General features: G+C 61.8%; 25 protein-coding genes and 1 other RNA gene. 14 read left to right on the top strand and 12 right to left on the bottom strand.

Going from position 1 to position 21,781, the window contains the following annotated elements:
• Positions 1-273: 273 nt before the first annotated feature.
• Positions 274-474: a hypothetical protein gene (locus AC245Y_RS22770; protein WP_012759672.1), complete on the top strand. Its 201-nt coding sequence runs from the start codon at positions 274-276 to the stop codon at positions 472-474.
• A 160-nt stretch (positions 475-634) separates the two neighbouring features.
• On the opposite strand, the gene AC245Y_RS22765 is transcribed toward AC245Y_RS22770, so the two are convergent.
• Complete coding sequence (locus tag AC245Y_RS22765; protein WP_003544369.1) at positions 635-1,000, bottom strand: helix-turn-helix domain-containing protein; 366 nt, start codon at positions 998-1,000, stop codon at positions 635-637.
• Between the two features lie 468 nt (positions 1,001-1,468).
• Between AC245Y_RS22765 and recF the strand changes: the two genes are divergently transcribed.
• From recF to AC245Y_RS22750, 3 genes are read left to right on the top strand one after another with little or no spacing between them, the layout of a single operon-like run.
• On the top strand, positions 1,469-2,593 hold the full coding sequence (gene recF / locus AC245Y_RS22760) for a DNA replication/repair protein RecF (protein WP_026157531.1): 1,125 nt from the start codon (positions 1,469-1,471) through the stop codon (positions 2,591-2,593).
• Positions 2,590-3,414: a molybdopterin-synthase adenylyltransferase MoeB gene (locus AC245Y_RS22755; protein ID WP_017995670.1), complete on the top strand. Its 825-nt coding sequence runs from the start codon at positions 2,590-2,592 to the stop codon at positions 3,412-3,414. Before recF ends, AC245Y_RS22755 begins: the two co-directional genes overlap by 4 nt.
• Positions 3,411-3,884: a GNAT family N-acetyltransferase gene (locus AC245Y_RS22750; RefSeq protein WP_017995669.1), complete on the top strand. Its 474-nt coding sequence runs from the start codon at positions 3,411-3,413 to the stop codon at positions 3,882-3,884. The genes AC245Y_RS22755 and AC245Y_RS22750 overlap by 4 nt, the downstream gene beginning before the upstream one ends.
• A 32-nt stretch (positions 3,885-3,916) precedes the next feature.
• Here AC245Y_RS22750 and AC245Y_RS22745 read toward each other — a convergent pair whose 3' ends face one another.
• On the bottom strand, positions 3,917-4,918 hold the full coding sequence (locus AC245Y_RS22745; RefSeq protein WP_017995668.1) for a 2-hydroxyacid dehydrogenase: 1,002 nt from the start codon (positions 4,916-4,918) through the stop codon (positions 3,917-3,919).
• Positions 4,919-5,102: 184 nt separating this feature from the next.
• Between AC245Y_RS22745 and AC245Y_RS22740 the strand changes: the two genes are divergently transcribed.
• A complete protein-coding gene (locus AC245Y_RS22740) occupies positions 5,103-5,642 on the top strand; it encodes an SH3 domain-containing protein (RefSeq protein ID WP_012759667.1) in 540 nt (179 codons plus the stop codon).
• Here the strand turns inward: AC245Y_RS22740 and AC245Y_RS22735 are convergent.
• Positions 5,635-6,627, bottom strand: a complete 993-nt coding sequence (locus AC245Y_RS22735; RefSeq protein WP_017995667.1) for an adenosine kinase — start codon at positions 6,625-6,627, stop codon at positions 5,635-5,637. The two genes, AC245Y_RS22740 and AC245Y_RS22735, sit on opposite strands and share 8 nt — an antisense overlap.
• Positions 6,628-7,141: 514 nt before the next feature.
• Here AC245Y_RS22735 and AC245Y_RS22730 point away from each other — a divergent pair.
• Positions 7,142-8,089 (top strand): AEC family transporter, encoded by a 948-nt coding sequence (locus AC245Y_RS22730; RefSeq protein ID WP_012759665.1) that lies wholly within the window; start codon positions 7,142-7,144, stop codon positions 8,087-8,089.
• A 120-nt stretch (positions 8,090-8,209) separates the two neighbouring features.
• On the opposite strand, the gene AC245Y_RS22725 is transcribed toward AC245Y_RS22730, so the two are convergent.
• Complete coding sequence (locus AC245Y_RS22725; RefSeq protein WP_012759664.1) at positions 8,210-8,773, bottom strand: c-type cytochrome; 564 nt, start codon at positions 8,771-8,773, stop codon at positions 8,210-8,212.
• A gap of 154 nt (positions 8,774-8,927) precedes the next feature.
• Here AC245Y_RS22725 and AC245Y_RS22720 point away from each other — a divergent pair, with 154 nt between their 5' ends.
• Both AC245Y_RS22720 and AC245Y_RS22715 read left to right on the top strand, forming a co-directional pair.
• The gene (locus AC245Y_RS22720) at positions 8,928-9,683 is read left to right on the top strand and encodes a 3-deoxy-manno-octulosonate cytidylyltransferase (RefSeq protein WP_017995666.1); all 756 of its coding nucleotides are present in this window, start codon (positions 8,928-8,930) and stop codon (positions 9,681-9,683) included.
• A 10-nt stretch (positions 9,684-9,693) separates the two neighbouring features.
• The gene (locus AC245Y_RS22715; protein WP_003544355.1) at positions 9,694-10,548 is read left to right on the top strand and encodes a prephenate dehydratase; all 855 of its coding nucleotides are present in this window, start codon (positions 9,694-9,696) and stop codon (positions 10,546-10,548) included.
• A 22-nt stretch (positions 10,549-10,570) separates the two neighbouring features.
• Here AC245Y_RS22715 and AC245Y_RS22710 read toward each other — a convergent pair whose 3' ends face one another.
• From AC245Y_RS22710 to AC245Y_RS22690, 5 genes are all read right to left on the bottom strand, one after another.
• Complete coding sequence (locus tag AC245Y_RS22710) at positions 10,571-10,939, bottom strand: VOC family protein (RefSeq protein ID WP_003555800.1); 369 nt, start codon at positions 10,937-10,939, stop codon at positions 10,571-10,573.
• 237 nt (positions 10,940-11,176) lie between these two features.
• Positions 11,177-11,437 carry a hypothetical protein gene (locus AC245Y_RS22705; RefSeq protein WP_017995665.1) on the bottom strand — a complete coding sequence of 87 codons (261 nt, stop codon included), beginning with the start codon at positions 11,435-11,437 and terminating at the stop codon, positions 11,177-11,179.
• Positions 11,438-11,509: 72 nt separating this feature from the next.
• On the bottom strand, positions 11,510-12,205 hold the full coding sequence (locus tag AC245Y_RS22700) for a helix-turn-helix transcriptional regulator (RefSeq protein WP_012759661.1): 696 nt from the start codon (positions 12,203-12,205) through the stop codon (positions 11,510-11,512).
• Between the two features lie 4 nt (positions 12,206-12,209).
• Positions 12,210-13,169: an NAD(+) diphosphatase gene (gene nudC / locus AC245Y_RS22695; protein WP_017995664.1), complete on the bottom strand. Its 960-nt coding sequence runs from the start codon at positions 13,167-13,169 to the stop codon at positions 12,210-12,212.
• On the bottom strand, positions 13,166-13,576 hold the full coding sequence (locus tag AC245Y_RS22690) for an HIT domain-containing protein (protein WP_026157530.1): 411 nt from the start codon (positions 13,574-13,576) through the stop codon (positions 13,166-13,168). The genes nudC and AC245Y_RS22690 overlap by 4 nt, the downstream gene beginning before the upstream one ends.
• Positions 13,577-13,665: 89 nt before the next feature.
• Between AC245Y_RS22690 and ffs the strand changes: the two genes are divergently transcribed.
• The 3 genes from ffs to AC245Y_RS22675 all read left to right on the top strand — a co-directional run bounded on the left by ffs (position 13,666) and on the right by AC245Y_RS22675 (position 16,028).
• Positions 13,666-13,762: signal recognition particle sRNA small type (gene ffs, locus AC245Y_RS22685), an RNA gene on the top strand.
• Between the two features lie 44 nt (positions 13,763-13,806).
• Positions 13,807-15,684: a DNA polymerase III subunit gamma/tau gene (locus AC245Y_RS22680; RefSeq protein ID WP_017995663.1), complete on the top strand. Its 1,878-nt coding sequence runs from the start codon at positions 13,807-13,809 to the stop codon at positions 15,682-15,684.
• 20 nt (positions 15,685-15,704) lie between these two features.
• On the top strand, positions 15,705-16,028 hold the full coding sequence (locus tag AC245Y_RS22675; RefSeq protein WP_003555794.1) for a YbaB/EbfC family nucleoid-associated protein: 324 nt from the start codon (positions 15,705-15,707) through the stop codon (positions 16,026-16,028).
• Between the two features lie 27 nt (positions 16,029-16,055).
• On the opposite strand, the gene AC245Y_RS22670 is transcribed toward AC245Y_RS22675, so the two are convergent.
• Positions 16,056-16,685, bottom strand: a complete 630-nt coding sequence (locus AC245Y_RS22670; protein ID WP_012759657.1) for an MOSC domain-containing protein — start codon at positions 16,683-16,685, stop codon at positions 16,056-16,058.
• Positions 16,686-16,742: 57 nt separating this feature from the next.
• Here AC245Y_RS22670 and recR point away from each other — a divergent pair, with 57 nt between their 5' ends.
• Positions 16,743-17,348 (top strand): recombination mediator RecR, encoded by a 606-nt coding sequence (recR, locus tag AC245Y_RS22665; RefSeq protein WP_003555792.1) that lies wholly within the window; start codon positions 16,743-16,745, stop codon positions 17,346-17,348.
• Positions 17,349-17,521: 173 nt separating this feature from the next.
• Positions 17,522-18,790, top strand: a complete 1,269-nt coding sequence (locus AC245Y_RS22660; protein ID WP_032996753.1) for a lytic murein transglycosylase — start codon at positions 17,522-17,524, stop codon at positions 18,788-18,790.
• A gap of 6 nt (positions 18,791-18,796) precedes the next feature.
• Here the strand turns inward: AC245Y_RS22660 and AC245Y_RS22655 are convergent, their stop codons facing one another.
• Positions 18,797-19,252 carry a GNAT family N-acetyltransferase gene (locus AC245Y_RS22655; protein WP_017995661.1) on the bottom strand — a complete coding sequence of 152 codons (456 nt, stop codon included), beginning with the start codon at positions 19,250-19,252 and terminating at the stop codon, positions 18,797-18,799.
• A 22-nt stretch (positions 19,253-19,274) separates the two neighbouring features.
• Positions 19,275-20,954: an MFS transporter gene (locus tag AC245Y_RS22650; RefSeq protein ID WP_017995660.1), complete on the bottom strand. Its 1,680-nt coding sequence runs from the start codon at positions 20,952-20,954 to the stop codon at positions 19,275-19,277.
• 198 nt (positions 20,955-21,152) lie between these two features.
• On the opposite strand from AC245Y_RS22650, the gene rimP reads away from it, so the two are divergent.
• Positions 21,153-21,758 (top strand): ribosome maturation factor RimP, encoded by a 606-nt coding sequence (gene rimP / locus AC245Y_RS22645; protein ID WP_012759653.1) that lies wholly within the window; start codon positions 21,153-21,155, stop codon positions 21,756-21,758.
• Positions 21,759-21,781 lie beyond the last annotated feature (23 nt).

Raw genomic sequence — 21,781 nt, 5'->3', positions numbered from 1 at the left:
ACGTTTCCGGCTTTTTTTGTTTTAAGAATCCTGATTTGCGACATTCGCCGTCCATGCCGGCGAATCTGTCCCGGATCGATACGGCGGCGGGCGGGACGACGACTTGCGTTAACGCAGCCAGATGATGCCGCTTGCAAGTTTTCCAAATGAATTCAGTCTCTGCCGTCAGTGCATGACCCCGAGAATCGGAATCGATTTCGGGGTCATGCACCAAATCAAAGTGATAGAGCGTCCTTAGCGCTAGCGGGAACAAACAAACCAAGGGTATCGACCATGGCGCCAGCCTATTCATCTCAGTCCGAAGACGTCGACGTTCTCGCCGGCGCCATCTACACATGGTGCGCCGAGCGCAACATCAAGCTTCGCAGCCAGCAAGGCCTTTCCATCGCCAGCATCGCGATCGACCTCTATCATGCCGGCCACCAGACGCAGGACGATCTGCTGATGGCGCTGCACGAATGCGAGATTCACTGAAGCGCGCGGCATCGAACCTCAATCAGGCGGTCTGCTACCGGTCTTTGTCCTGATGCACGTCATCCCTCCAAGACCACATGTACACCTGCACGTGTCCGGAAATCATCCAGATCTTGAATAGGTCGTGCTTTTCCGTGGGAATCCTGATTGCCCAGTGGAATCAGGCGGCGGTTTCGGCCGCTTCGCCCGTCATGAGGGTGACGATCGTCTTGACCGCTTCCTTGCCTGCCGGTGAGTTCAGCTTGTCGTAGCTCAGCGCGAGCGCATAGGCGTCGGGGCTGAGTTCGACGCGGCTGCCGAATGGCGACATGCCGGCACCCTCGAAGAGAGCAGAGATCTCGACGTCGAGAAAAACCGCGATCTGATGCAGCTTGCTGGCGGAAACGCGGTTCGCCCCCTTTTCGTATTTCTGGATCTGCTGGAAAGTCAGTCCGAGTGCTTCGCCAAGCTCGAGCTGGGAAACACGGCGAAGGGCGCGAAACTGTCTGACGTTGCGACCGACGATAATATCAACCGGATCTGGCACTTCATCACTCTCTTATACATAAACGGTTCGTTTACCATATCGTCTGCGCCAGATAACTCAACCCTGCAGTTGCAAAATTCAACCGACTTTTTTTGGGCATTACGTAACGTCAGTAGCCTTAAGGGATGGCGGCAAACCTTGAATATCCGGCGCTGGAAGACATTGCCAATGACTGTCGACGGGATCGGTTTGGCGATGTCAAACCATCTCCGGTGGTTGTATTTTTAACCGAATTTCGAAAGTGCCATGGCTGTCGTTCCATCGGGGGATGTCGGACACAAGGGCTTTGGTCACGGGATCATCTGGAATATATGTCCTGTGTGGCGCCAGCCGCTGCGTCCCTACATACCATCAAAGACTTAATTTCCCGCAGCGCCGATGGTGCGCGATCCACGGCCAAAGAGCTGCCAGCCTTGCCATCAGCGCCGCTTCGGCTTAGCTGTCACGCTTTACGATTCCGGACATTCGATGCCGCACAAGGTTTCTCTTTCCCGTCTGAAGCTGACAGACTTCCGCAACTATGCGGCGGCGGCCCTTACCCTTGATGGTCGGCATGCCGTACTGACGGGAGACAACGGCGCCGGCAAGACCAATCTCATGGAGGCAGTTTCTCTGCTTTCGCCTGGCCGCGGTCTGCGCCGCGCGGCCTATGGCGACATTACCCGTGTCGGCGCCGCCGGCGGTTTTTCGATCTTCGCCGCACTCGACGGCATGGAAGGCGACGTCGAGATCGGCACCGGCATCGAAACGAGCGAGGAGACCACCGCCCGCAGGCTGCGCATCAATGGCACGACGGCAAAGACTGCCGACGAACTCACCGACCATCTGCGCCTTCTCTGGCTGACACCGGCAATGGACGGCCTCTTTACCGGCGCCTCTTCCGACCGACGCCGCTTTCTCGACCGGCTGGTGCTGTCGCTCGATCCCGCCCATGGCCGCCGCTCCGGCGATTTCGAGCGCGCCATGCGCAGCCGCAACAAATTGCTGGACGAAGGGCGCTTTGATCCCTCCTGGCTTGCTGGCATCGAGGAGCAGATGGCAAGCCTCGGCATCGCCATGGCGCTCGCCCGGCAGGAGATGCTCGGCCTGCTGACCCGGCTGATCGAGGAAACACGGGAAAGCTCGCCCTTCCCTTCGGCATCGCTGCAGCTCTCGGGCTTCATGGACGGTCAGTTCTCGCGCCCCTCGGTCGACCTCGAAGATGACTACGCGGCGATGCTGGCGGAGAGCCGCTACCGCGATGCCGGCGCAGGGCGCACGCTCGAGGGGCCGCATCGGGCCGATCTCATCGTGCATCACCGCGAAAAGGCGATGGAGGCGGAGCGTTGCTCCACCGGCGAGCAGAAAGCGCTGCTAGTCGGCCTGGTGCTTGCGCATGCGCGGCTCGTCGGCAACCTCACCGGCCATGCGCCGATTCTGCTGCTCGACGAGATCGCGGCGCATCTCGATGAGGGCCGCCGCGCCGCGCTATTCGACCTTATCGACGGGCTCGGCGGCCAGTCCTTCATGACCGGAACGGATCGCGCGATGTTTGCGGCACTCGGCGACAGGGCGCAGTTTTTCACGGTTTCCGACGGAAGAGTGTTCGAATGACGGAGGCAGCTTTTCCCGGCGTCGGGCGTCATGATAACATCGGCGCCATGGAACCGCTCAGCCCGGAAGAAATCGCGCGCTATCACCGCCATATCCTGCTGCCCGAGATCGGCGGCGCCGGCCAGCAGAAACTGAAAGCCGCCCGGGTGCTGGTGATCGGCGCCGGCGGTCTCGGTGCGCCGGTCCTGCAATATCTGGCCGCAGCCGGCGTCGGCACGCTCGGTATCGTCGACGACGACCGGGTGTCGCTGTCGAACCTGCAGCGCCAGGTGATCCATGATTCCGGCACGATCGGCGAATTGAAGACGGAGAGTGCCGCCTTCGCCATCGCCAGGCTCAATCCGCATGTCCGGTTGATCCGCTTCGAGGAACGCTTCTCCCCGGAGGCGGCCCGCCGTCAGCTCTCCGGTTTCGATCTGCTGATCGACGGCTCCGACAATTTCGACACCCGTTATGCCGCCGCGGATGCCGCGGATGAAGGGCGCATCCCGCTCGTCACCGGCGCCGTCGGGCGCTTCGACGGTTCGCTGACTGTTCTCAAGCCCTATGAGACGGCTGAGGACGGAACGCCCAACCCCAGATATCGTGACCTGTTTCCGGAAGCGCCGCCGGCCGGGTTGATTCCCGCCTGCGCCGAGGCCGGGATCATCGGCGCGCTGACCGGCGTCATCGGCACGATGATGGCAATGGAGGCAATCAAGCTCGTCACCGGCACCGGTGAACCGCTGGTCGGACGGTTGCTGCTCTACGACGCGCTCTCGGCCCGGTTCGACACCATCCGCTACAAACGACGCCGTACGACACAGAGACAGGCCGGATGACGATTATTTCTCTTAATCAGACCTTCACGCGCTGGGACGAATTGCTGGCACTCATCCTCGCCTCCTTCGCCTCGATGAACGGCAGGATCGACCCGCCATCTTCGGCGCTCAAGCTGACGACGGAATCACTGGCCGAAAAGGCCAGGACCGAGATCGGCCATGTCGCCATCGACGGCGAAAAACTGATCGGCTGCCTCTTCCTGCGGCCGGAGGCCGATTGTCTCTATGTCGGCAAGCTCGCCGTCCTGCCTGAGGTACAGGGCAAGGGCCTCGGCAAGCGGCTGCTGACGATTGCCGAGGAGACGGCTGCGGCGCTCGGCCTTCCCGCCTTGCGGCTGGAAACGCGGATCGAACTCACCGACAACCACGCCGTTTTTGCCGCCTGGGGATTTTCCAGAACCGGCGAAAAGGCGCATCCCGGCTTTGCCAGGACGACGTTCGTCGAAATGCGCAAGGTTCTTGCGCCGTGATGCGCCTCGCGTGATTCGATCCTGAGATGCGCCTAGCGACCCGGCAGCACGCGGTTCGGCGGCCTGTGGCCGTCGATGAAGGTGCGGATATTGATGATGACCTTGTCGCCCATGTCGACGCGGCCTTCGATCGTCGCCGAACTCATATGCGGCAGCAGAACGACCTTGCCCTCATTGGCGAGCTTGACGAGCTTCGGATTGACGGCGGGCTCGTTTTCGAAGACGTCGAGGCCGGCGCCGGCGATCCGGCCCTCCCTCAGGCACTTGATCAGTGCAGCTTCATCGACCACGTCACCGCGCGCAGTGTTGACGAGATAGGCTGTCGGCTGCAGCAGCGCCAGACGGCGGGCCGAGATCAGGTGGAAGGTCGCCGGCGTCGACGGACAATTGATCGAAACGATGTCGACGCGGGCGAGCATCTGGTCGAGGCTTTCCCAATAGGTCGCCTCCAGTTCGTCCTCGACGGCCGGATTGACGCGCTTGCGGTTGTGATAGTGGATCGACAGGCCGAAAGCCTTGGCACGGCGGGCCACTGCCGTGCCGATGCGGCCCATGCCGACGATGCCGATGCGCTTGCCGTGAATGCGCCGGCCGAGCATCCAGGTGGGAGACCAGCCTGCCCACTCGCCCGGCTTGTCGGTCAGCACGCGCGCACCTTCGCCGAGCCTTCTCGGAACAGCGAGAATCAGCGCCATGGTCATATCGGCGGTGTCCTCTGTCAGGACGTTCGGCGTGTTGGTGACCGTGATGCCCTTGCGCGCCGCCGCCTCGACATCGATGTGATCGGTGCCGTTGGAGAAGCTCGCAATCAGCTTCATCTGCGGTCCCGCCTCTTCGATCAGCGCCGCGTCGATGCGATCGGTGACGGTCGGCACCAGCACGTCGGCGGTCTTGACCGCGGCGATCAGCTCGGCAACGGAGCGCGGCGCGTCGTCGATGTTCAGCTCGGCGTCGAAGAGTTCGCGCATCCGGGTTTCGACGGCATCCGGCAGCTTGCGGGTGATGTAGACCTTCGGTTTTTTCTTCGCTGTCATGGCTGCCTGTGGTGCCTTGTTCAGAGGTCTTTAACCAAGAGGGGTGATAATTTTCCCATCCGGGCATTTTCTACCAGACCCGCACGCGAAGACAAACAAAACTCGTGGTGCAGCCGGGGAATGTCAGAGCCCGGACCGCGAACAGGCCGGGCCTGCCCGCGAATTCGAGCAAACGGAAACTTCCATGCGCAGCAAAGTCCTGACGTCCTGCCTCGCCCTTGCCATCGTTCTGGCTGCATCCATGGGAAGCGTCGAGTTCGCCCATGCGCAGGCGGCCAAGGGGCCAAGCGGGCTGCCATTGCCGCGTTTCGTCACGCTGAAATCCAAGCGCGTCAACCTGCGCATCGGTCCGGGAACGGATTACGCCGTGTCGTGGATGTACCTGAAATCTGGCCTGCCGGTGGAGATTATCCAGGAATACGACAATTGGCGCCGTATCCGCGATGCCGACGGCACCGAAGGCTGGGTCAACCAGTCGCTGCTGTCAGGCCAGCGCGCGGCGATCGCCGCCCCGTGGATGAAGACCAAGGGCAAGGGCATCTATGTCAATCTGCGCCGCGAGGCGCAGCCCTCCGCCTCGATCGTCGCGAAGCTCGAACCCGGCGTGATGCTGACGATCGGCGAATGCAACGGCGACTGGTGCCGCGCCGAATCCGACGGCGCCTCTGGCTGGGTGGCGCAGTCGGAGATCTGGGGCGCCTATCCCGGCGAAGCCTTCAAATAAGCCCTGCCTGTTTGGCGGCCTCGGAAAGCGAGCTCATCGGACGCGGGCCGATCTGCTGGATGACGATGCCGGCAGCCAGGCAACCGAGCTTGCCGCAATCCTCAAGCGAACGGCCCTGCGTATAGCCATAGAGGAAGCCGGAGGCGAAGAGATCGCCGGCGCCTGTCGTATCGACCACTTCCCTGATCCTGATGGCGTCGACGTAATAACGCTCTTTGCCCTTGAGGATGACGGCACCGTCCTCGCTCATCGTGACGGCGGCGATCTTGCAATCGGCCGCGATCCTGTTCAGCGCCTCTTCGAAATCGTCGGTCTCGTAGAGTGACAGCGCCTCCTGGCGATTGGCGAAGACGATATCGACCTTGCCTGAGCGCATCAGATCGAGGAATTCGTCGCGATAGCGGCCGACGCAAAAGCTGTCCGACAGCGTCATCGACACTTCGCGGCCGTTTTCATGGGCGATGCGGGCACAATCGAGGATCGCTTCCTTGGCGCGTGGCGGATCCCAGAGATATCCTTCGAAATAGGTAACCTTGGCGTCGGCCACGACGTCGGTCTCGACATCCTCCGGGCCGAGCTCGACGCAAGCGCCGAGATAGGTGTTCATCGAACGCTCGCCGTCCTCGGTGACGAAGATCATCGAACGCGCCGTCGGCGGGAAGGTGCCCTTCGGCCGGGTCTGGTAGTGGACGCCCTGGGCGCGGATGTCGTGCGCGAAGATGTCGCCGAGCTGGTCTTGGGCGACATTGCCGAAATAGGCAGCCTTGCCGCCGAGGCTGGCAACGCCCGCCGCCGTGTTGCCGGCGCTGCCGCCGGAAGCTTCGAGCGCCGGTCCCATGCGCGAATACAAGAGTTCGGCGCGTTCGGCATCGATGAGGTTCATCGCCGCCTTGGTGATCTGGTTGTCAATGAGGAACTGGTCGTCGCAACGGGCAATGATATCCACGATTGCGTTGCCGACTGTCAGAACATCGAATCTTGTCATGAAATGGGGGGTCCCGGAGTTTGTGATAGCCGGGGTTTGGTCTTAGCGAAATTTCCGCGGTTTGGAAGGATAAATGGTGGATGGCCTCTCTATTTCTTCGCAAAAGTGCCGCCTATTCGTCATGTCCCTGTCACTTTCGAAATCTAGAAATGCTCGCAAGAAGACCGGCATGAGCAGCTTTCAGTTGCAGCCGGGCGCACGAGGGATGATCCCTTCGATCTTACCGGCGCGTTGCTGACCACGGATGAACTGGCAGCTTCGTGATCCGGGTATCCGGCAAGGCCGGAGCGGAAAAGCGGGCTATGCCCGCTTTTTTTGTTTTGCCGATGCGCCTGATTGGACGGCGGTTGCCTTTTCAATCCAAGCAGTTTGCTGCTACTGCATAATTCCTTAAATCGGAATCGATTTAAGGAATTATGCAGCAATTCAAAGTGCTACAGCGTCCTTTGCGCGCCTGAAAAGACGCGCGGCGCTGTAGACGTCGAATATTCCCCCGCGCAGAGCAGCCTCCCCTATGTCAGCCATCATTCTCGACGTCCTTCCCATCTTCATCCTGATTCTCATCGGCTGGGTGATCGTCCGCAGCGGGTTGATGGCGTCGAATGTCGGCGAAGCGCTCAGCGAATTCGTCTTCAAGATCGCCGTGCCGCTTCTACTTTTCCGCACCATCGCCGAGGCGGATTTTCATGGCGCCTCGCCTTTTCGTCTCTGGGTCGTCTACTTTTCCGGCGTCGCCATCACCTGGACAGCCGGCCATATCGCCGCGACACGGCTCTTCGGCCGCGACGAACGTATCGGCGTGCTGGCCGGCGTCTCCTCGGCCTTCGCCAACAATATCTTCATCGGCCTGCCGCTCGTCGAGCGGACCGTCGGCGACGAAGGGCTGGTGGCGCTGTCGATCCTGCTTGCCGTGCATCTGCCCGTGATGATGGTCGCCGGCACGGTGTTGATGGAGCATGCGGAGCGCAAGATCGCCGGCAAAAGCGATCGCAGCATGATGCTCGTGCTCCGCCAGATCGCGGTCAATCTCGTGCGCAACCCGCTGGTGATCGGCCTTGCGGCCGGCATGGCCATGCACCTTTCCGGTCTCACCATGCCGACGACGCTGGCAACGGTCGTCGGGCAGATCGCCGGCATTGCCGGCCCGGCGGCGCTGATATCGCTCGGCATGGCGCTGGAGAGATACGGTGTCTCCGGCAATCTCGGCATCGCCAGCGTCACCTCAAGCCTGAAGCTGCTGCTGCTGCCTGGCTGCGTGTGGGCGGCGAGCCGTCTCCTCGGTCTCAGCCCCGAATGGACGGCAGCGATCGTGCTGACCTCCTCCGTCCCGACAGGCGTCAACGCCTGGCTGATCGCCAATCGCTTCGGCGTCGGTCACAGCCTCGCCGCCTCGACGATCACCGTGACGACGGCGCTCGGCGCCATCACGGTCTCGCTCTGGGCCTATTTCCTCGGCGCCTGAAGCGCGTCGTAGTCTAAAAACGGCTGCACAGTTTTGCGCGACATGTTTTAATTGGTTCTCTGCACAGCAAAAAGCCCGGCTTGCGGGCCGGGCTTCGATGTCATCCGATTGTCTGCCGCGTCACTGGGTCGCGGCGTTCGGATCCGGCAGCGGCACCGGCGAATCGGCGAGCGTGTGCAGGTAGAGAATGACGTTGGCGCGGTCCTGATCCTTCGCCAAACCGGCAAAGCCCATGGCGGTGCCCGGGACGTCCTTCTTCGGTGCCAGCAGGAACTTGTTGAGATATTCGAAGGTCCACTTCTCGCTGCTGCCCTTGGAGAAATCCTTCATGGGAGCGGAATAGGCGAAGCCTGCATGCGAGGCGATCGGGCGATCTACGACACCAAAGAGGTTGGGACCGACCTTGTTCGGTCCCCCTTTGGTGCCGTCATGACAGGCCTGACACTTCTTGAAGACCGTTTCACCGGCCTTGGCATCTGCAGAAGCGAGCAATTGCGCGATCGGAACGGCAACGGCAGGCGCAGCCTCGCCGCCAGCGGCGGGCGCCTCTTCGGCAACGATCGCGAAACCTTCCTTTTCCGGTGCTTCGGAATGGAAGATCCCTTCGGACGCGATGGAGACCGACATCAGAACGAAAATCGTTCCGAGCAGCGCCCCGACGGCCGTATTGACGTATGAATTCATCTGCAATGCTCCCCTTGCAGCCGGCAGACCATAAACCGGACCATCTTGAAATCGCGCGGAACCTATGTCTTTTGGTTGATCGTTGCAACTGTCTAAATGGTCTTGTGCGTGAGACTTTTTGACACTTTTCAGCCCGGAATAGAAGGCCCGAACAATGAGTGATTCAAATTTAGACGGCGTGCTCGTATTGATCCCGGCGCGCATGGCCTCCACCCGGCTTCCGGGCAAGCCGTTGGCCGATATTTGCGGTCTGCCGATGATCGTTCAGGTGGCGCTGCGCGCCAGGGAGGCAGCCATCGGCCGTGTCGTCGTCGCCGTCGACGACGCCCGAGTGTTCGATGCGGTGGCCGCCGCCGGCTTCGAAGTCGTCATGACCAGCACGGACCACCAGTCGGGTTCTGATCGGATCTTTGAGGCGCTGACGAAAGTCGATCCGGAGAGCAAGGCGAAAATCATCGTCAACGTCCAGGGCGATCTGCCGACGATCGATCCGGAAACAGTGCGCGCGGCTTTGCGCCCGCTCGAGAACGAGGCGGTCGATATCGGAACGCTGACAACCGAAATCGACAACGACGAGGACAAGACCGCGCCGCACATCGTCAAGATTGTCGGCTCGCCGATTTCCGGCAACCGGCTGCACGCGCTCTACTTCACGCGCGCAACCGCGCCTTACGGCCAGGGGCCGCTCTACCATCATATCGGCCTTTATGCCTATCGGCGTACGGCACTGGAACGGTTCGTCTCGCTCGGTCCCTCGACACTCGAAAAGCGCGAATCGCTGGAGCAGCTGCGGGCGCTGGAAGCCGGCATGCGCATCGACGCCGAGATCGTTGACACGGTTCCGCTCGGTGTCGATACTCCCGCCGACCTCGAAAAAGCGCGGCGCATCCTCTCCGCAAAGTCGAACTGACGGAACCATCATGAACATCAAGACCAACAGGATCGCCTTCCAGGGCGAATTCGGCGCCAATTCCGACATGGCCAGCCGCGACATGTTTCCGACCATGGAGCCGCTGCCCTGCCAGACCTTCGAGGATGCGTTCACGGCGGTCGACAACGGCGATGCCGATATCGGGATGATCCCAATCGAGAACACGATCGCCGGGCGCGTCGCCGATATCCACCATCTGCTGCCGGAGTCGCGACTGCACATCATCGGCGAATATTTCATGCCGATTCGCTTCCAGCTGATGGTACTGCCCGGTGTTACCAAGGACGAGATCCGCACGGTCCACAGCCATATCCACGCGCTCGGCCAGTGCCGCAAGATTGTTCGCGCCAATGGCTGGAAACCGGTGATCGCCGGCGATACCGCAGGGGCGGCAAAGCTCGTGCAGGAAACCGGCGACCGCTCGATGGCCGCCTTGGCGCCCCGCCTTGCCGCCGATCTCTACGGGCTCGAGATCATCGCCGAAAATGTCGAGGATACGGAAAACAATGTGACCCGTTTCGTCGTTCTGTCCCGCGACGAGGAATGGGCGCAACGGAATTCGGCGGAAGAAAAGGTCGTCACCACCTTCGTCTTCAACGTCCGCAACATTCCGGCCGCGCTCTACAAGGCGCTCGGCGGTTTTGCCACCAACAACATCAACATGACGAAGCTCGAAAGTTACCAGCTCGGCGGAAAATTCGTGGCGACGCAGTTTTACGCCGATATCGAAGGCCATCCGAACGATCCGAACGTGCGCCGGGCATTGGAGGAACTGCGGTTCTTTTCCGAGAAAGTGCGCATCCTCGGCGTCTACAAGGGGCATGCGATGCGAGGCCTGCTTTAAACAGGCCTTGCGAGGCCTTAAATTATTTATCCGGCTCACAGACACGCAGCCGATGCCCATCCGGATCGAGCACGACGAAGGTCGGGCCGAAATCCAGTTCGGTCAGTTCCTGGGCGATCGGCAGGCCGCGCTGGCGCCAGTCTTCGTAGTGCCTGGCGACAGCATTTTCTCCCTCGACCATGAAGGCCACTTCGCCGCGATTGCCGATGGCGGAGGGCTGCGGTTCGACCTTGCTGCGCCGCCAGAGACCGAGCGTGAAGCCGCCCTCAAGCGGAAAAGCGACGAAATTCGGCGCCTCCACGGCCGGTTCGCGATTGAGCAGGTTCCGGTAGAAGCTGGCGCTTTCACCTGGGTCCTTGACGTAAAGAATAATGAGATTGGGGCTGGTCATTTCGGTTCTCCCGTTGTTGTAGAATGGCGCCGCGAGGGATCACCTGCTGACAATGAATGGCAGCAGAGTGCAGAGGGCGCAGCGATCGCAACGCCCCCGTTCTCGTCGGGTGGAATGTTGATAAGGCTAGGGTGGCCTAATGCGTCGCGATCTTCAGATTCGCTACTGGCGCTTTAGGTCTTTGTTTTTACGCATGTCGTTGTCGCAAAACCGCGGCGCACTTTTGCACGATATGATTTAGAGCGGGAAACGGTCCTCGCAATGCGGGTCGCGTCCATCCATGAAGCCAAGGTCGCGCTTCAGGTAGTCCGGAGTCGCGTCAAGGTCGAGGCTGGTGCGCTCTCCCCTGCGGAATCGGAAAACGTTCATCAACAAGTCCAGCAGGCCGGAGCGCGCTGACTGGCGGACATCGGCAAAAGTCTCGGCCGAAATGACATCGGCAAAGGACTCGGCAGCAAAACGGTCGTTCGCGAAATGAATGGCTGAAGGCGTTACCATGATCAGTACTCCTTTCCTGTTGGATTGGTACTGATAATAACCCGTCCTGCTGACAGTTTATGGCAGCAGCGTTCAGCTCTCGATCGGCACGTCCTGCGTCTCGCGCCATTCCTTGAGGAGCACCGTGCGGCGGCGCGGATAGCGCCCCTCATGCAACGCCATGTCGATGATGCGGTCGGTGCGGAAATGGCGAAAATCCTGGCGCAGTTCGCACCAGGCCATGAGGACGCGCACATGCTCATAATAGCCGAGCCCGAAAGGCCAGACGCGGCGGCGTGAGATACGGCCTTGCTCGTCGCCATAATGCAGTTCAAGGATACGCTCCAGGCGGATCGCCCTGCGGATGGCCGAAACGTCAGCCTTGTCTTCGTCCCTGCGTTTGGGACCGACAAAAAGCGCTGCCGAATCGATCATCTCGCGCATATCGGCCGGCAGCACGGCGGCAATCTTGGCCAGTGCATCGGCGCCGGCACCGGCAAGGCGCGGCTCGGCGGCGCGGGCCACCCAGCGCGAGCCGAGCACCAATGCCTCCAGCTCTTCTTCGGAAAACATCATCGGCGGCAGCATGAAGCCGGGCTTCAGCACGTAGCCGATGCCGGCTTCGCCTTCGATCATCGCGCCCTGGGCCTGCAGGCTGGCAATATCGCGATAGAGCGTGCGCAGGCTCACCCCGGTCTCTTGTGCCAGCACCGTTCCGGTCACCGGTCGCCGGTAACGCCGGAGCGTCTGGAGCAGCGTCAGCAGCCGTTCCGAGCGGGCGACCGGCATGGCGCTAGCGCTTCCACTCCACCCAGTCGCGCATCAGGCGGTGGGCGATCGCCCCTTTCGGCGGCGAGGCCTTGCCTGTCGCGCTCGGGCGTTCCAGCATCTCGATCGTTTCCTCGCGGGTGAACCAGCGGCAATCTTCCAGCTCGGTCTCGTCGCGGCTGATTTCGGTCGATTTCGCCTCGGCATAACAGCCGATCATCAGGGAATGCGGCATCGGCCAGGGCTGCGAGGCATGATAGCGGATGCGGTCGGTGCGGATGCCGGATTCCTCCAGCGTTTCCCGACGCACGGCGTTCTCGATGGTCTCGCCGGGTTCGAGGAAGCCGGCAAGACAGGAATACATACCGGGCGCAAAATGCGGGCTGCGGCCGAGCAGGCAGAGGTCGCGCTGCTCGTCAACCGTCAGCATGATGACGACGGGGTCGGTGCGGGGGAAGATCATGTGCTCGCAGGCGGCACAGACGCGCTTATAGCCGCCGATGTGGATCTCCATCGCCGAGCCGCAGCGGCCGCAGAAGCGGTTGTCACCGTTCCAGCGGATGAGGCTCGCGGCCTGGGCGAATTCGCCGAGCAACACCTCGTCGATCAGCATTTCGCGAAACAGCGTGCGGCCGTCGGCAGGCTTGTACTGGCTGGTGAGGTCGTCGACATCGATGCCGACGGGAACGGCAAGGCGCGGCTCGCCGGTCTTGCGGTAGCCGAGAAGCACCGTTGCATCCCAATCCGGCTGCAATCCCTGCAGCTCATAGCGGGCAAAGAGCGGGTCGAGCACCTGGCCGTCATGCTTCAGCACCAGCTTATCCCCCGCGAAGGCAAAGATATGGGTGCCTTCCTTGGCCAGCGCCTTTTCGACGGATTGTTCGTCGCGATGCTCGGAATCGCGGTTGAGGTCGTTGGCGGCAAAGGCCGTGAGATTGCTGGGTTCCGGATGCGGCACATCCGAATCGAAAAGCGAATGACTCATGATGAAAGGGCTTCCCGCAGCTTCGCTATAAATTCGTCTCTCTTTCCGTCTTCGTAGGGTTCCGCGCGCCCGAAGCCCCAGACGGGACCCGGCCAATTGGCATCGCCTTCGAAGCGGGCAATGACATGAACATGAAGCTGGCGGACGATATTGCCAAGAGCCCCGACATTGATTTTTGTCGCGCCGGTGATCTCCTTCAGCGCCTTGGTGACCAGCTCCGTCTCGAAGGCAAGCAGCACCTGGTCGAGCGGCGTCAGCTCGAAGATTTCGGTAATGTCAGCCCGGCGCGGCACGAGAATGAGCCAGGGCCAGCGGGCGTCCCTCGACAATCTCAGATCACAGAGACCGGTGACCATGATGCTGACGCTGTCGTTTTCCAGCCGGGGATCGAGCGCGAAACCTTTCAAAGGGCATTCTCCTCATGTTTTCCAACGACTAGCAGTTTTTTCGCATGTTGGCTTGCTTTTGATGACGATATTGCCGATATGTGCATCCGGGAGGTTGGTGGTGGACGAGCCACTCGCCAACCGGGTCAGGTCCGGAAGGAAGCAGCCCTAACGAGCCCGGCACGGGTCATCGTGCCAGCCTCCCACCTTCTCTCCACGAAGTGCCCGATAGCCGGGCGACAAGCAGGGCGATGAGCGACACCGAGCGACAATCAAAAGATGCCGCCTCGACGGGCACCGGATACCGAGTGCTGGCTCGCAAATACCGCCCCAAGGATTTCACGGACCTGATGGTCGGCCAGGAGCCGATGGTCCGCACCCTCACCAACGCCTTCGAGACCGGTCGCATCGCCCAAGCCTACATGCTGACCGGCGTGCGCGGCGTCGGCAAGACGACGACGGCGCGCATCCTGGCGCGGGCGCTGAACTACAAGACATCAGAAATCGACAAGCCGACGATCGACCTTCGCACGCCGGGCGAGCACTGCCAGGCAATCATGGAAGGCCGGCATGTCGACGTGATCGAGATGGATGCCGCTTCCCATACCGGTATCGACGATATCCGCGAGATCATCGAGCAGGTGCGCTACCGGCCGGTTTCGGCGCGCTACAAGGTCTATATCATCGACGAAGTGCATATGCTGTCGACGCAGGCCTTCAACGGCCTGTTAAAGACGCTGGAAGAGCCGCCGGAGCATGTGAAGTTCATATTCGCCACCACCGAGATCCGCAAGGTACCGATCACCGTGCTGTCGCGCTGCCAGCGTTTCGACCTGCGCCGCATAAGCGCCTCGGATCTCGTTGGGCTGTTCACGACGATCGCGGCCAAGGAAGGCATCGAGGCGGAAGCCGACGCGCTGGCGATGATCGCGCGTGCGGCCGAAGGCTCGGCGCGCGACGGCCTGTCGCTGCTCGACCAGGCGATCGCTCATGGCGCAGGCGTGGTGCAGGCGGAAGCCGTGCGCGGCATGCTCGGCCTTGCCGATCGCGCCCGGATCGTCGATCTCTTCCAGCACATCGTCAAAGGCGATGTGGCCTCAGCCCTCGGCGAGTTCCAGAACCAGTACGAAGCCGGCGCCAATCCCGTGGTCGTATTGACCGATCTTGCCGATTTCACCCATCTGGTGACGCGGCTGAAATATGTGCCGGATGCGGCCAACGATCCTTCGCTCAGCGAGGTCGAACGCACTAAGGCAGCGGAATTTGCGAAGGGTGTTGCAGTGACGACGCTGTCGCGCATCTGGCAGATGCTGCTCAAGGGCATTCCGGAAACGGAAGGCTCGTCGCGGACGGCAGGGGCGGCCGAGATGGTGCTGATCCGGCTTGCGCATGCCGCGCATCTGCCGGCGCCCGAAGACGCGGCGCGGCGGCTTGCCGAATTTTCCGGTGACAATACCGGCCCACGGCCCTCTTCCCCGCCGTCCGGCAATGGCGGCGGCAACGGGACACGGGTTTCCTATCAGAACAGTGTCGCGGCGCGCGCCGCGGAAACCGCACCGAGCCCGCCACAGCCTTCCGCGCCGGTGGCGATGCTGCGTGCCGTGCCGAGCAGCCAGCCCGAGACCATGTCTGTCGGGCGGATCGAGCCAAAGCCCGCGGAAGCCCTTAAGCCGCTCGTCCCGGTCAATTCGGTCAATGATATCGTCAACCTCGCCACCGAGAAACGCGATCCGAAGCTGAAGGCGATGGTGCGCACCTTCCTGCGCCCGGTCCGGATCGAAGCCGGCCGGCTCGACGTCAGCCTGGCTCCCGGTGCGCCGACGACGCTGCTCAACGAGCTTGCCGTCAAGCTGAAGGAATGGACCGGCATCCACTGGATCGTCAGCCTCAGCCGCGACGAGGGCCAGCCGACGCTTGTCGAAGCGGAGGCCAGGACGCGGGAACAGCATGTGATCGACGCGCGCCAGGACCCTGACGTGGCGGCGATCCTTGCGCATTTTCCGGGTGCCAAGATCATCGACGTGCGCGTGCGGGCGCCCGAACCGGAGGAGGAAGGCGAGGCGACGCCGCCGGCCGCCGCCGAATCCGAGGAAGGTGACATCCTGCCGGGCGACGATATAGAATTCTAGGTTTAAGAAGGAGCGAGACGATGCGCGACATCATGGGCATGATGGGCAAAGTCAAGGAAATGCAGGCCAAGATGGAGCAGATGCAGGCGGAGATCGCCGAGCTCACGGCCGAAGGCAAGGCGGGCGGCGGTCTCGTTGCCGTCGTCATATCGGGCAAGGGCGAGCTGAAGAGCCTGAAGATCGATCCGTCGCTGTTCAAGGAAGACGATGTCGAGATCCTCGAGGACCTGATCGTCGCCGCCCACAAGGACGCCAAGGACAAGGCCGAGGCACTCGCCGCCGAAAAGACCAAGGCACTGACCGCAGGCCTGCCGATCCCGCCCGGCTTCAAGCTGCCGTTCTGAGGCGGTCCACATATCAAGGTGTGTGAGCTAGTGTGCTTCGTCGGCTTGGGATTCCAGCATGGCCCGAAGCTTGTAGTGAATTGGGGCCGCGAGATATCGCGCCCGATCTGCGCCCTGAAGCCTTCGGCCGAAGGTCTCCATTAGCTCGGGCATCGTAATCTTGTCTCCCGAAAAAGAAGTGTATTCCATCGGCATCCCGGGCTCGACCACGCCGCCTCGGATGACGCGGCAATAGATGCCGGGACGGGCGGCGGCGGTATAACGCTTGACGAATTTCGGATCGACCATCCTGGCGGCGAAGGTGGCGCAGGGCATACGGCATGCCGTGACCTCGAGGATGAGATCGCCAGCGGCGAAGCGGTCACCGACGGCGACGTCGCGATTGTCGAGATCTGATATCACCATGTTCTCGCCGAAAGTACCCGCCTCGTAGGGTCGGCCCAGTTCCTGCGCCCACCAGTCGAGCGTCAGCGATCCCTCGACATAGACCGCCTGGTCGACGCCGCCATGGTGTTTGCGGTTGCAGATCGCATCGCCGACAAGACCTTCGGCGTCGATCATCACCGCGCCGTTGACGGCGTGTTTGAAGATGCCGGTCTTGTAGCTCTTGCCCGGCAGTCTTTCCGGATTGCCGGTGCACAAGGCCAGGATTTTCATGGGACGGGCAATCCTTCCGCGATTCCGTTTTCGTTCTATATCAGTTAAGAACGGCGCATGGCAAAACGAGTCACCGGCCCCGAAATCGAAAAACTCATCCAGCTTCTGGCAAAGGTGCCGGGCCTTGGGCCGCGCTCGGCGCGCCGGGCGGCACTGCATCTGATCAAGAAGAAGGACCAGCTGCTCGGCCCGCTGTCGAATGCGATGGGCGAGGCCTATGACAAGGTGAAGATCTGCTCGCGCTGCGGCAATGTCGATACGGTCGATCCCTGCATTGTCTGCACCGACACGCAACGCGATCAATCCGTCATCATCGTCGTCGAGGACGTCTCGGATCTCTGGGCGCTGGAACGGGCAGGCGCGATGAACGCCGCCTATCACGTGCTCGGCGGCACGCTGTCACCACTCGACGGGGTCGGTCCTGACGATCTCAACATTCGCGGCCTGATCGACCGGGTCGGCGAAGGCGGCATCCGGGAGCTGATCATCGCGGTCAATGCCACGGTCGAGGGACAGACGACGGCGCATTACATCACCGACCAGTTGCAGGGGCTCGATGTGAAGATCACGCGGCTGGCGCATGGCGTGCCTGTCGGCGGCGAGCTCGACTATCTCGACGAGGGCACGCTTGCGGCGGCACTTCGGGCGCGGACGGTGATATGAGAGGCTTGCGTATGTTGCACCACACCCCCCTCTGCCCTGCCGGGCATCTCCCCCCCAAGGGGGGAGATCACAAGTGGCTTTGGTTTCCCGCTTCATTGTCAGCTTGCCGCGCAGAAACGTCGATTATCGGCGGAAACCTCCGCGCCCGGCCGATCTCCCCCCCTGTGGGGGAGATGCCCGGCAGGGCAGAGGGGGGTGTTCCACGGCGGCTGCGGATATTCGCACTCGCGTTGGCGGCAGCTCTCCTGCCCCTCTCCTGTTACGCGGCCCCTTCGAAAGCCGATGTCGAGGCGCAGTTCGAGAAATGGGTGCAGAGTGACCTCTGGCCGGAGGCGAAGGCGAACGGCATTTCGGAGAAGGTCTTTCAAGCCGCTTTCTCCGGCATCACGTTGAACTGGAACCTGCCCGATCTCGCCCCGCCCGGTTTCCCGCCGAAGGAGCAGAAGCAGACGCAGGCCGAATTTTCCTCGCCCGCTCCCTATTTCAACGAAGACCAGCTGAAGAAACTTGCCGCAACGGGTCGCGGCTTTGCCGCCCAATACGGCTCGACGCTGAAGCGGATCGAAAAGACTTATGGCGTGCCGGGCTCGATCGTGCTGGCCATCTGGGGCCGTGAGACCGGCTTCGGTGCGGCGAAGATCCCGAATTCGGCGATCGAGGTGCTGGCGACCAAGGCCTTCATGTCGACGCGCAAGGAGATGTTCCGCACCGAGCTGGTGGCCGCACTCCATATTCTCGACGGCGGTGACGTCACACCTGCTAATTTCAAGGGTTCGTGGGCGGGCGCACTCGGCCAGCCGCAATTCATGCCGACCAGCTATCTGAAATATGCCGTGGATTTCGATGGCGACGGCCACCGCAATATCTGGACCTCGGTGCCCGATACGCTCGCCTCGATCGCCAATTACCTGGTCAAGAAAGGTTGGCAGCGCGGCCGCGACTGGGGCTTCGAGGTGTCGATACCGGAGGCGGTTTCCTGCGCGCAGGAAGGACCCGATCTGGCAAAGCCGCTGTCGCACTGGGCCTCGCTCGGAATCGACCGCATCTCCGGCAAGGGCTTTCCCTCCGGCGAGATGAAGGCTGAGGGCATGATGCTGGTTCCGGCCGGCCGCGACGGACCGGAATTCATCGTCACGCCGAATTTCTACATCATCAAGGAATACAATAATTCCGATCTCTACGCGCTCTATATCGGCAACCTCGCCGACCGGATCGCCTATAATGACGGCGCCTTCCAGGGCAGATGGGGTGATGTCGGCAAGATGCTGCGCTCGGATGTCGCCGCCATGCAGAAGGCGCTGGAACGGCAGGGCTATGATGTCGGCGGTTCCGACGGTCTGCCGGGCTACAAGACCCGGCGTTCAATCGGCCAGTGGCAGGCAAAGAACGATATGAAGCCGACATGCTTTCCGGAGGCGACGATGAAGGGCAAGCTGAAGTAACCGGCTTCAGAGATTGCGTTTCAAACCTTCATGGCTGGCGACGAAACCGAGCCTCTCGTAGAAGTGGATCGCATCCCCTCGCGTCTTGTCCGATGTCAGCTGCACCAGGCCGCAGCCGCGCTCGGCGCATTGGGCGATCGCCCATTCGATGAATTGCGCGCCGAGGCCAGAACCGCGAAGATCGCTTGCCACACGCACGCTTTCAACCTGGCCGCGCCACATACCCGTCCTCGAAAGACCGGGAACAAAACTCAGCTGCAGGCAGCCGACGACCCGATCGGTCGCATCGCTTGCGACGGCCAGAAGCTGATTGGCGTCCGCCTCGATTGCGGCAAAGGCCGAGAGATAACGCGCGTCGACAGGATCCGAAACGATCTCCCTGCTGCCGCCAAGATCGTCATCGGCCAGAAGCCGGATGATGGCGGCCAGATCGGATTGGCGGGCGAGCCTGAATCTATACATTTTTGATCTCTGCTAGCTAGTCTCAATGATGCAGATCGATCGGCGCCTTGTGGAAGACGTCGTCGCCGGGCGGAATGGCCTGGCGTTCGATCATGCGGTGGACATGCAGCGGACCTTCGCCGCGGTGAAGCGCACGCAGCCTGTCGGTATTTTCGGCATCGGCCTGCGTGCGCCGCTGGTTGTGTCTAATATATTCGACCCAGGTCGGCGTGTGGTAGGTTTCCGTCCAAAGGCTGGGATTTTCGAGATCACGCATAAGCGCCCAGTTGCGGGCGCCGTCGCGGATGCGGATGCGTCGGCGTTCCCCCATCAATTCCATGAACTCGGCAAGGTCCTCATCGGCGATCTCGTAATCGACCTGGATGACGATCGGGCCGCTGCGCGGTGTAATGTCGAGACTGAGGGCCGGCTCGGTGAAGCGATTCAGTGGATCGAGATTGAGCGAGGCGAAGGCCGGCATCGAAAAACGCAGGCCGATGGCGATGCCGAGCAGCATGACGACGGATGACATCAGCAGCGCATCGGCAACGCCGTAACGATCGGCGGCGACGCCCCACAGCCAGCTGCCGCCGGCAATGCCGCCGAAGGTGACGGTCTGGTAGAGCGACAGCGCCCGGCCGACCACCCAGCGCGGCGTCGAAAGCTGGACGATGGTGTTGAAGAGCGAAAGTGCGGAGACCCAGCAGGCGCCGGAAACGAGCAGCCCGGCAGAGGTCAGGACGGCGCTCGGACTCACGGCTGCGATGACCGCGCTCAATGCGAAGCCGGCAAAGGAGAGGCGGATAATCATCTCGCTGGAAAGCACCTGGCGAAGCCTGGCATTCAGCACCGCACCGCCAATCGCGCCGATGCCGAAGGCGCCGAGCATGAAACCATAGGTCAGCGGCCCGCCGGCAACGAGATCGAGGGCGACGACCGGCAGCAGCGCCAGGATCGAGCTGGCGCCGATGCCGAAGAGCAGTCCCCTGACAAGGACCTTTTCGAGATTAGGCGACATCGAGACATAACGCAGGCCGGCGAAGATGGCGCTGCCGAGCGCCTCGCGCGGCAGGGTCGAGACGGGCGCGACTGGACGCCAGCGCAGCAGGGCATAGATCAAGGCGAGGTAACTCAGCGTGTTCACCGCGAAGGCCGCGGCCGCGCCGGCAGCCGCGACGATGACGCCGCCGATCGCCGGGCCGACGCTGCGGGTGATGTTGAATCCCATGCTGTTCAGCGTGACCGCGGCCGGCAGATCGGCGCGCGGCACCATGTCGCCGACCGAGGCCTGCCAGGAGGGATTGTTGAGCGCGGTGCCGCAGCCGATCAGGAAGGTGAAGAAGAGCAGCAGCCAGGGCGTGATCCAGCCGAGAAGGGCTGAGGCCGTCAGCAGCGCCGAGACCGTGAGCATCATGCACTGCGCCGTCAGCATCACCCGGCGGCGGTCATAATTGTCGGCCAGCGCGCCCGATATCAGCGAAAACAGCATGATCGGCAGCGCCGTCGAGGTCTGCACCAGCGCCACCATGTCCTCCGAGGCGGTGATCGTCGTCATCATCCAGGCGGCGCCGACCGCCTGGATCAGGCCGCCGAAATTCGAAGAAAGGCTCGCAAACCAGATGGTGCGGTAGGTATCGTGCCGCAAAGGCGCCAATGTCGACGAAGTGTAGGCCACGATTTCTCCCGCTTTTGTTATTGCGCGCCAACGGCAATATATGCGCAACACCGGCGCTGGCCATAGGCCTCATCACGTCGCCGGAAGCGAATTGGCCGAATCGGTCGCAGACCTTGCAATTTCGGAAAAACCCGACTATATGCCTCTCAAATTCTTGATCGCTTGATGAAGAGTGGGCCGCAAGGACCCGCTCTTTTTTATTACCGCGATCGCCGAAAAAGCATGAAATTGCGAGGAGCGCACCGCTTGTCGGATCTGACAAACGCAGACAACGAACGTGAGCCGCGGCTGATTACCGAAACCGGGCTCGACCAGCGTCTTGCCGATATCATCGAACCCGTTCTCGTCGACCTGGGATTCCGGCTTATCCGCGTCCGCATGATGAACCAGAACGGCGCGACGATGCAGGTCATGGCCGAACGCGACGACGGCACGATGACGGTCCAGGATTGCGAAGAAGTCTCGATGGCGATTTCTCCCGTCCTCGATGTGGAAGATCCGGTCGATAAAGAGTATCATCTGGAAGTGTCTTCGCCCGGCATCGACCGTCCGATGGTGCGGAAATCCGATTTCGTCCGCTGGCAGGGCCACCTTGTGAAATGCGAGACGTCGATCTTGATCGACAATCGCAAGCGCTTCCGCGGCAAGATCGTCGAAGCAGGCACAGATGGTTTCACGCTCGAGCGTGACCAGATCGCCTATGGGGAAGAGCAGAAGGTCACCATTCCCTTCACGGCGCTTAGCGATGCGAAGCTCATTCTGACCGACGACCTGATCCGCGACGCGTTGCGCGCCGACAAGCTGGCGAAAGCCCAGGCCGCCAACCAGAACGAAGCGGACGACGAAGAATAACCGATCAACAGACCGCTCCAGGG

It is taken from the genome of Rhizobium sp. SRDI943 (genome assembly GCF_057653695.1).
This window is presented reverse-complemented; position numbering and strand designations above follow the sequence as displayed.

Bases quoted from the DNA above. Each gene is read 5' to 3' on its own strand.
- recR (WP_003555792.1), top strand. From the start codon at position 16,743: ATGGCAAAACGAGTCACCGGCCCCGAAATCGAAAAACTCATCCAGCTT.
- AC245Y_RS22745 (WP_017995668.1), bottom strand. From the start codon at position 4,918: ATGACAGCGAAGAAAAAACCGAAGGTCTACATCACCCGCAAGCTGCCG.
- AC245Y_RS22715 (WP_003544355.1), top strand. From the start codon at position 9,694: ATGAACATCAAGACCAACAGGATCGCCTTCCAGGGCGAATTCGGCGCC.
- AC245Y_RS22720 (WP_017995666.1), top strand. From the start codon at position 8,928: ATGAGTGATTCAAATTTAGACGGCGTGCTCGTATTGATCCCGGCGCGC.
- nudC (WP_017995664.1), bottom strand. From the start codon at position 13,169: ATGAGTCATTCGCTTTTCGATTCGGATGTGCCGCATCCGGAACCCAGC.
- AC245Y_RS22660 (WP_032996753.1), top strand. From the start codon at position 17,522: ATGCCCGGCAGGGCAGAGGGGGGTGTTCCACGGCGGCTGCGGATATTC.
- AC245Y_RS22740 (WP_012759667.1), top strand. From the start codon at position 5,103: ATGCGCAGCAAAGTCCTGACGTCCTGCCTCGCCCTTGCCATCGTTCTG.
- AC245Y_RS22675 (WP_003555794.1), top strand. From the start codon at position 15,705: ATGCGCGACATCATGGGCATGATGGGCAAAGTCAAGGAAATGCAGGCC.
- AC245Y_RS22705 (WP_017995665.1), bottom strand. From the start codon at position 11,437: ATGGTAACGCCTTCAGCCATTCATTTCGCGAACGACCGTTTTGCTGCC.
- AC245Y_RS22700 (WP_012759661.1), bottom strand. From the start codon at position 12,205: ATGCCGGTCGCCCGCTCGGAACGGCTGCTGACGCTGCTCCAGACGCTC.
- AC245Y_RS22770 (WP_012759672.1), top strand. From the start codon at position 274: ATGGCGCCAGCCTATTCATCTCAGTCCGAAGACGTCGACGTTCTCGCC.
- AC245Y_RS22735 (WP_017995667.1), bottom strand. From the start codon at position 6,627: ATGACAAGATTCGATGTTCTGACAGTCGGCAACGCAATCGTGGATATC.
- AC245Y_RS22680 (WP_017995663.1), top strand. From the start codon at position 13,807: ATGAGCGACACCGAGCGACAATCAAAAGATGCCGCCTCGACGGGCACC.
- AC245Y_RS22670 (WP_012759657.1), bottom strand. From the start codon at position 16,685: ATGAAAATCCTGGCCTTGTGCACCGGCAATCCGGAAAGACTGCCGGGC.
- AC245Y_RS22730 (WP_012759665.1), top strand. From the start codon at position 7,142: ATGTCAGCCATCATTCTCGACGTCCTTCCCATCTTCATCCTGATTCTC.
- AC245Y_RS22750 (WP_017995669.1), top strand. From the start codon at position 3,411: ATGACGATTATTTCTCTTAATCAGACCTTCACGCGCTGGGACGAATTG.
- AC245Y_RS22755 (WP_017995670.1), top strand. From the start codon at position 2,590: ATGACGGAGGCAGCTTTTCCCGGCGTCGGGCGTCATGATAACATCGGC.
- AC245Y_RS22710 (WP_003555800.1), bottom strand. From the start codon at position 10,939: ATGACCAGCCCCAATCTCATTATTCTTTACGTCAAGGACCCAGGTGAA.
- AC245Y_RS22655 (WP_017995661.1), bottom strand. From the start codon at position 19,252: ATGTATAGATTCAGGCTCGCCCGCCAATCCGATCTGGCCGCCATCATC.
- recF (WP_026157531.1), top strand. From the start codon at position 1,469: ATGCCGCACAAGGTTTCTCTTTCCCGTCTGAAGCTGACAGACTTCCGC.
- AC245Y_RS22725 (WP_012759664.1), bottom strand. From the start codon at position 8,773: ATGAATTCATACGTCAATACGGCCGTCGGGGCGCTGCTCGGAACGATT.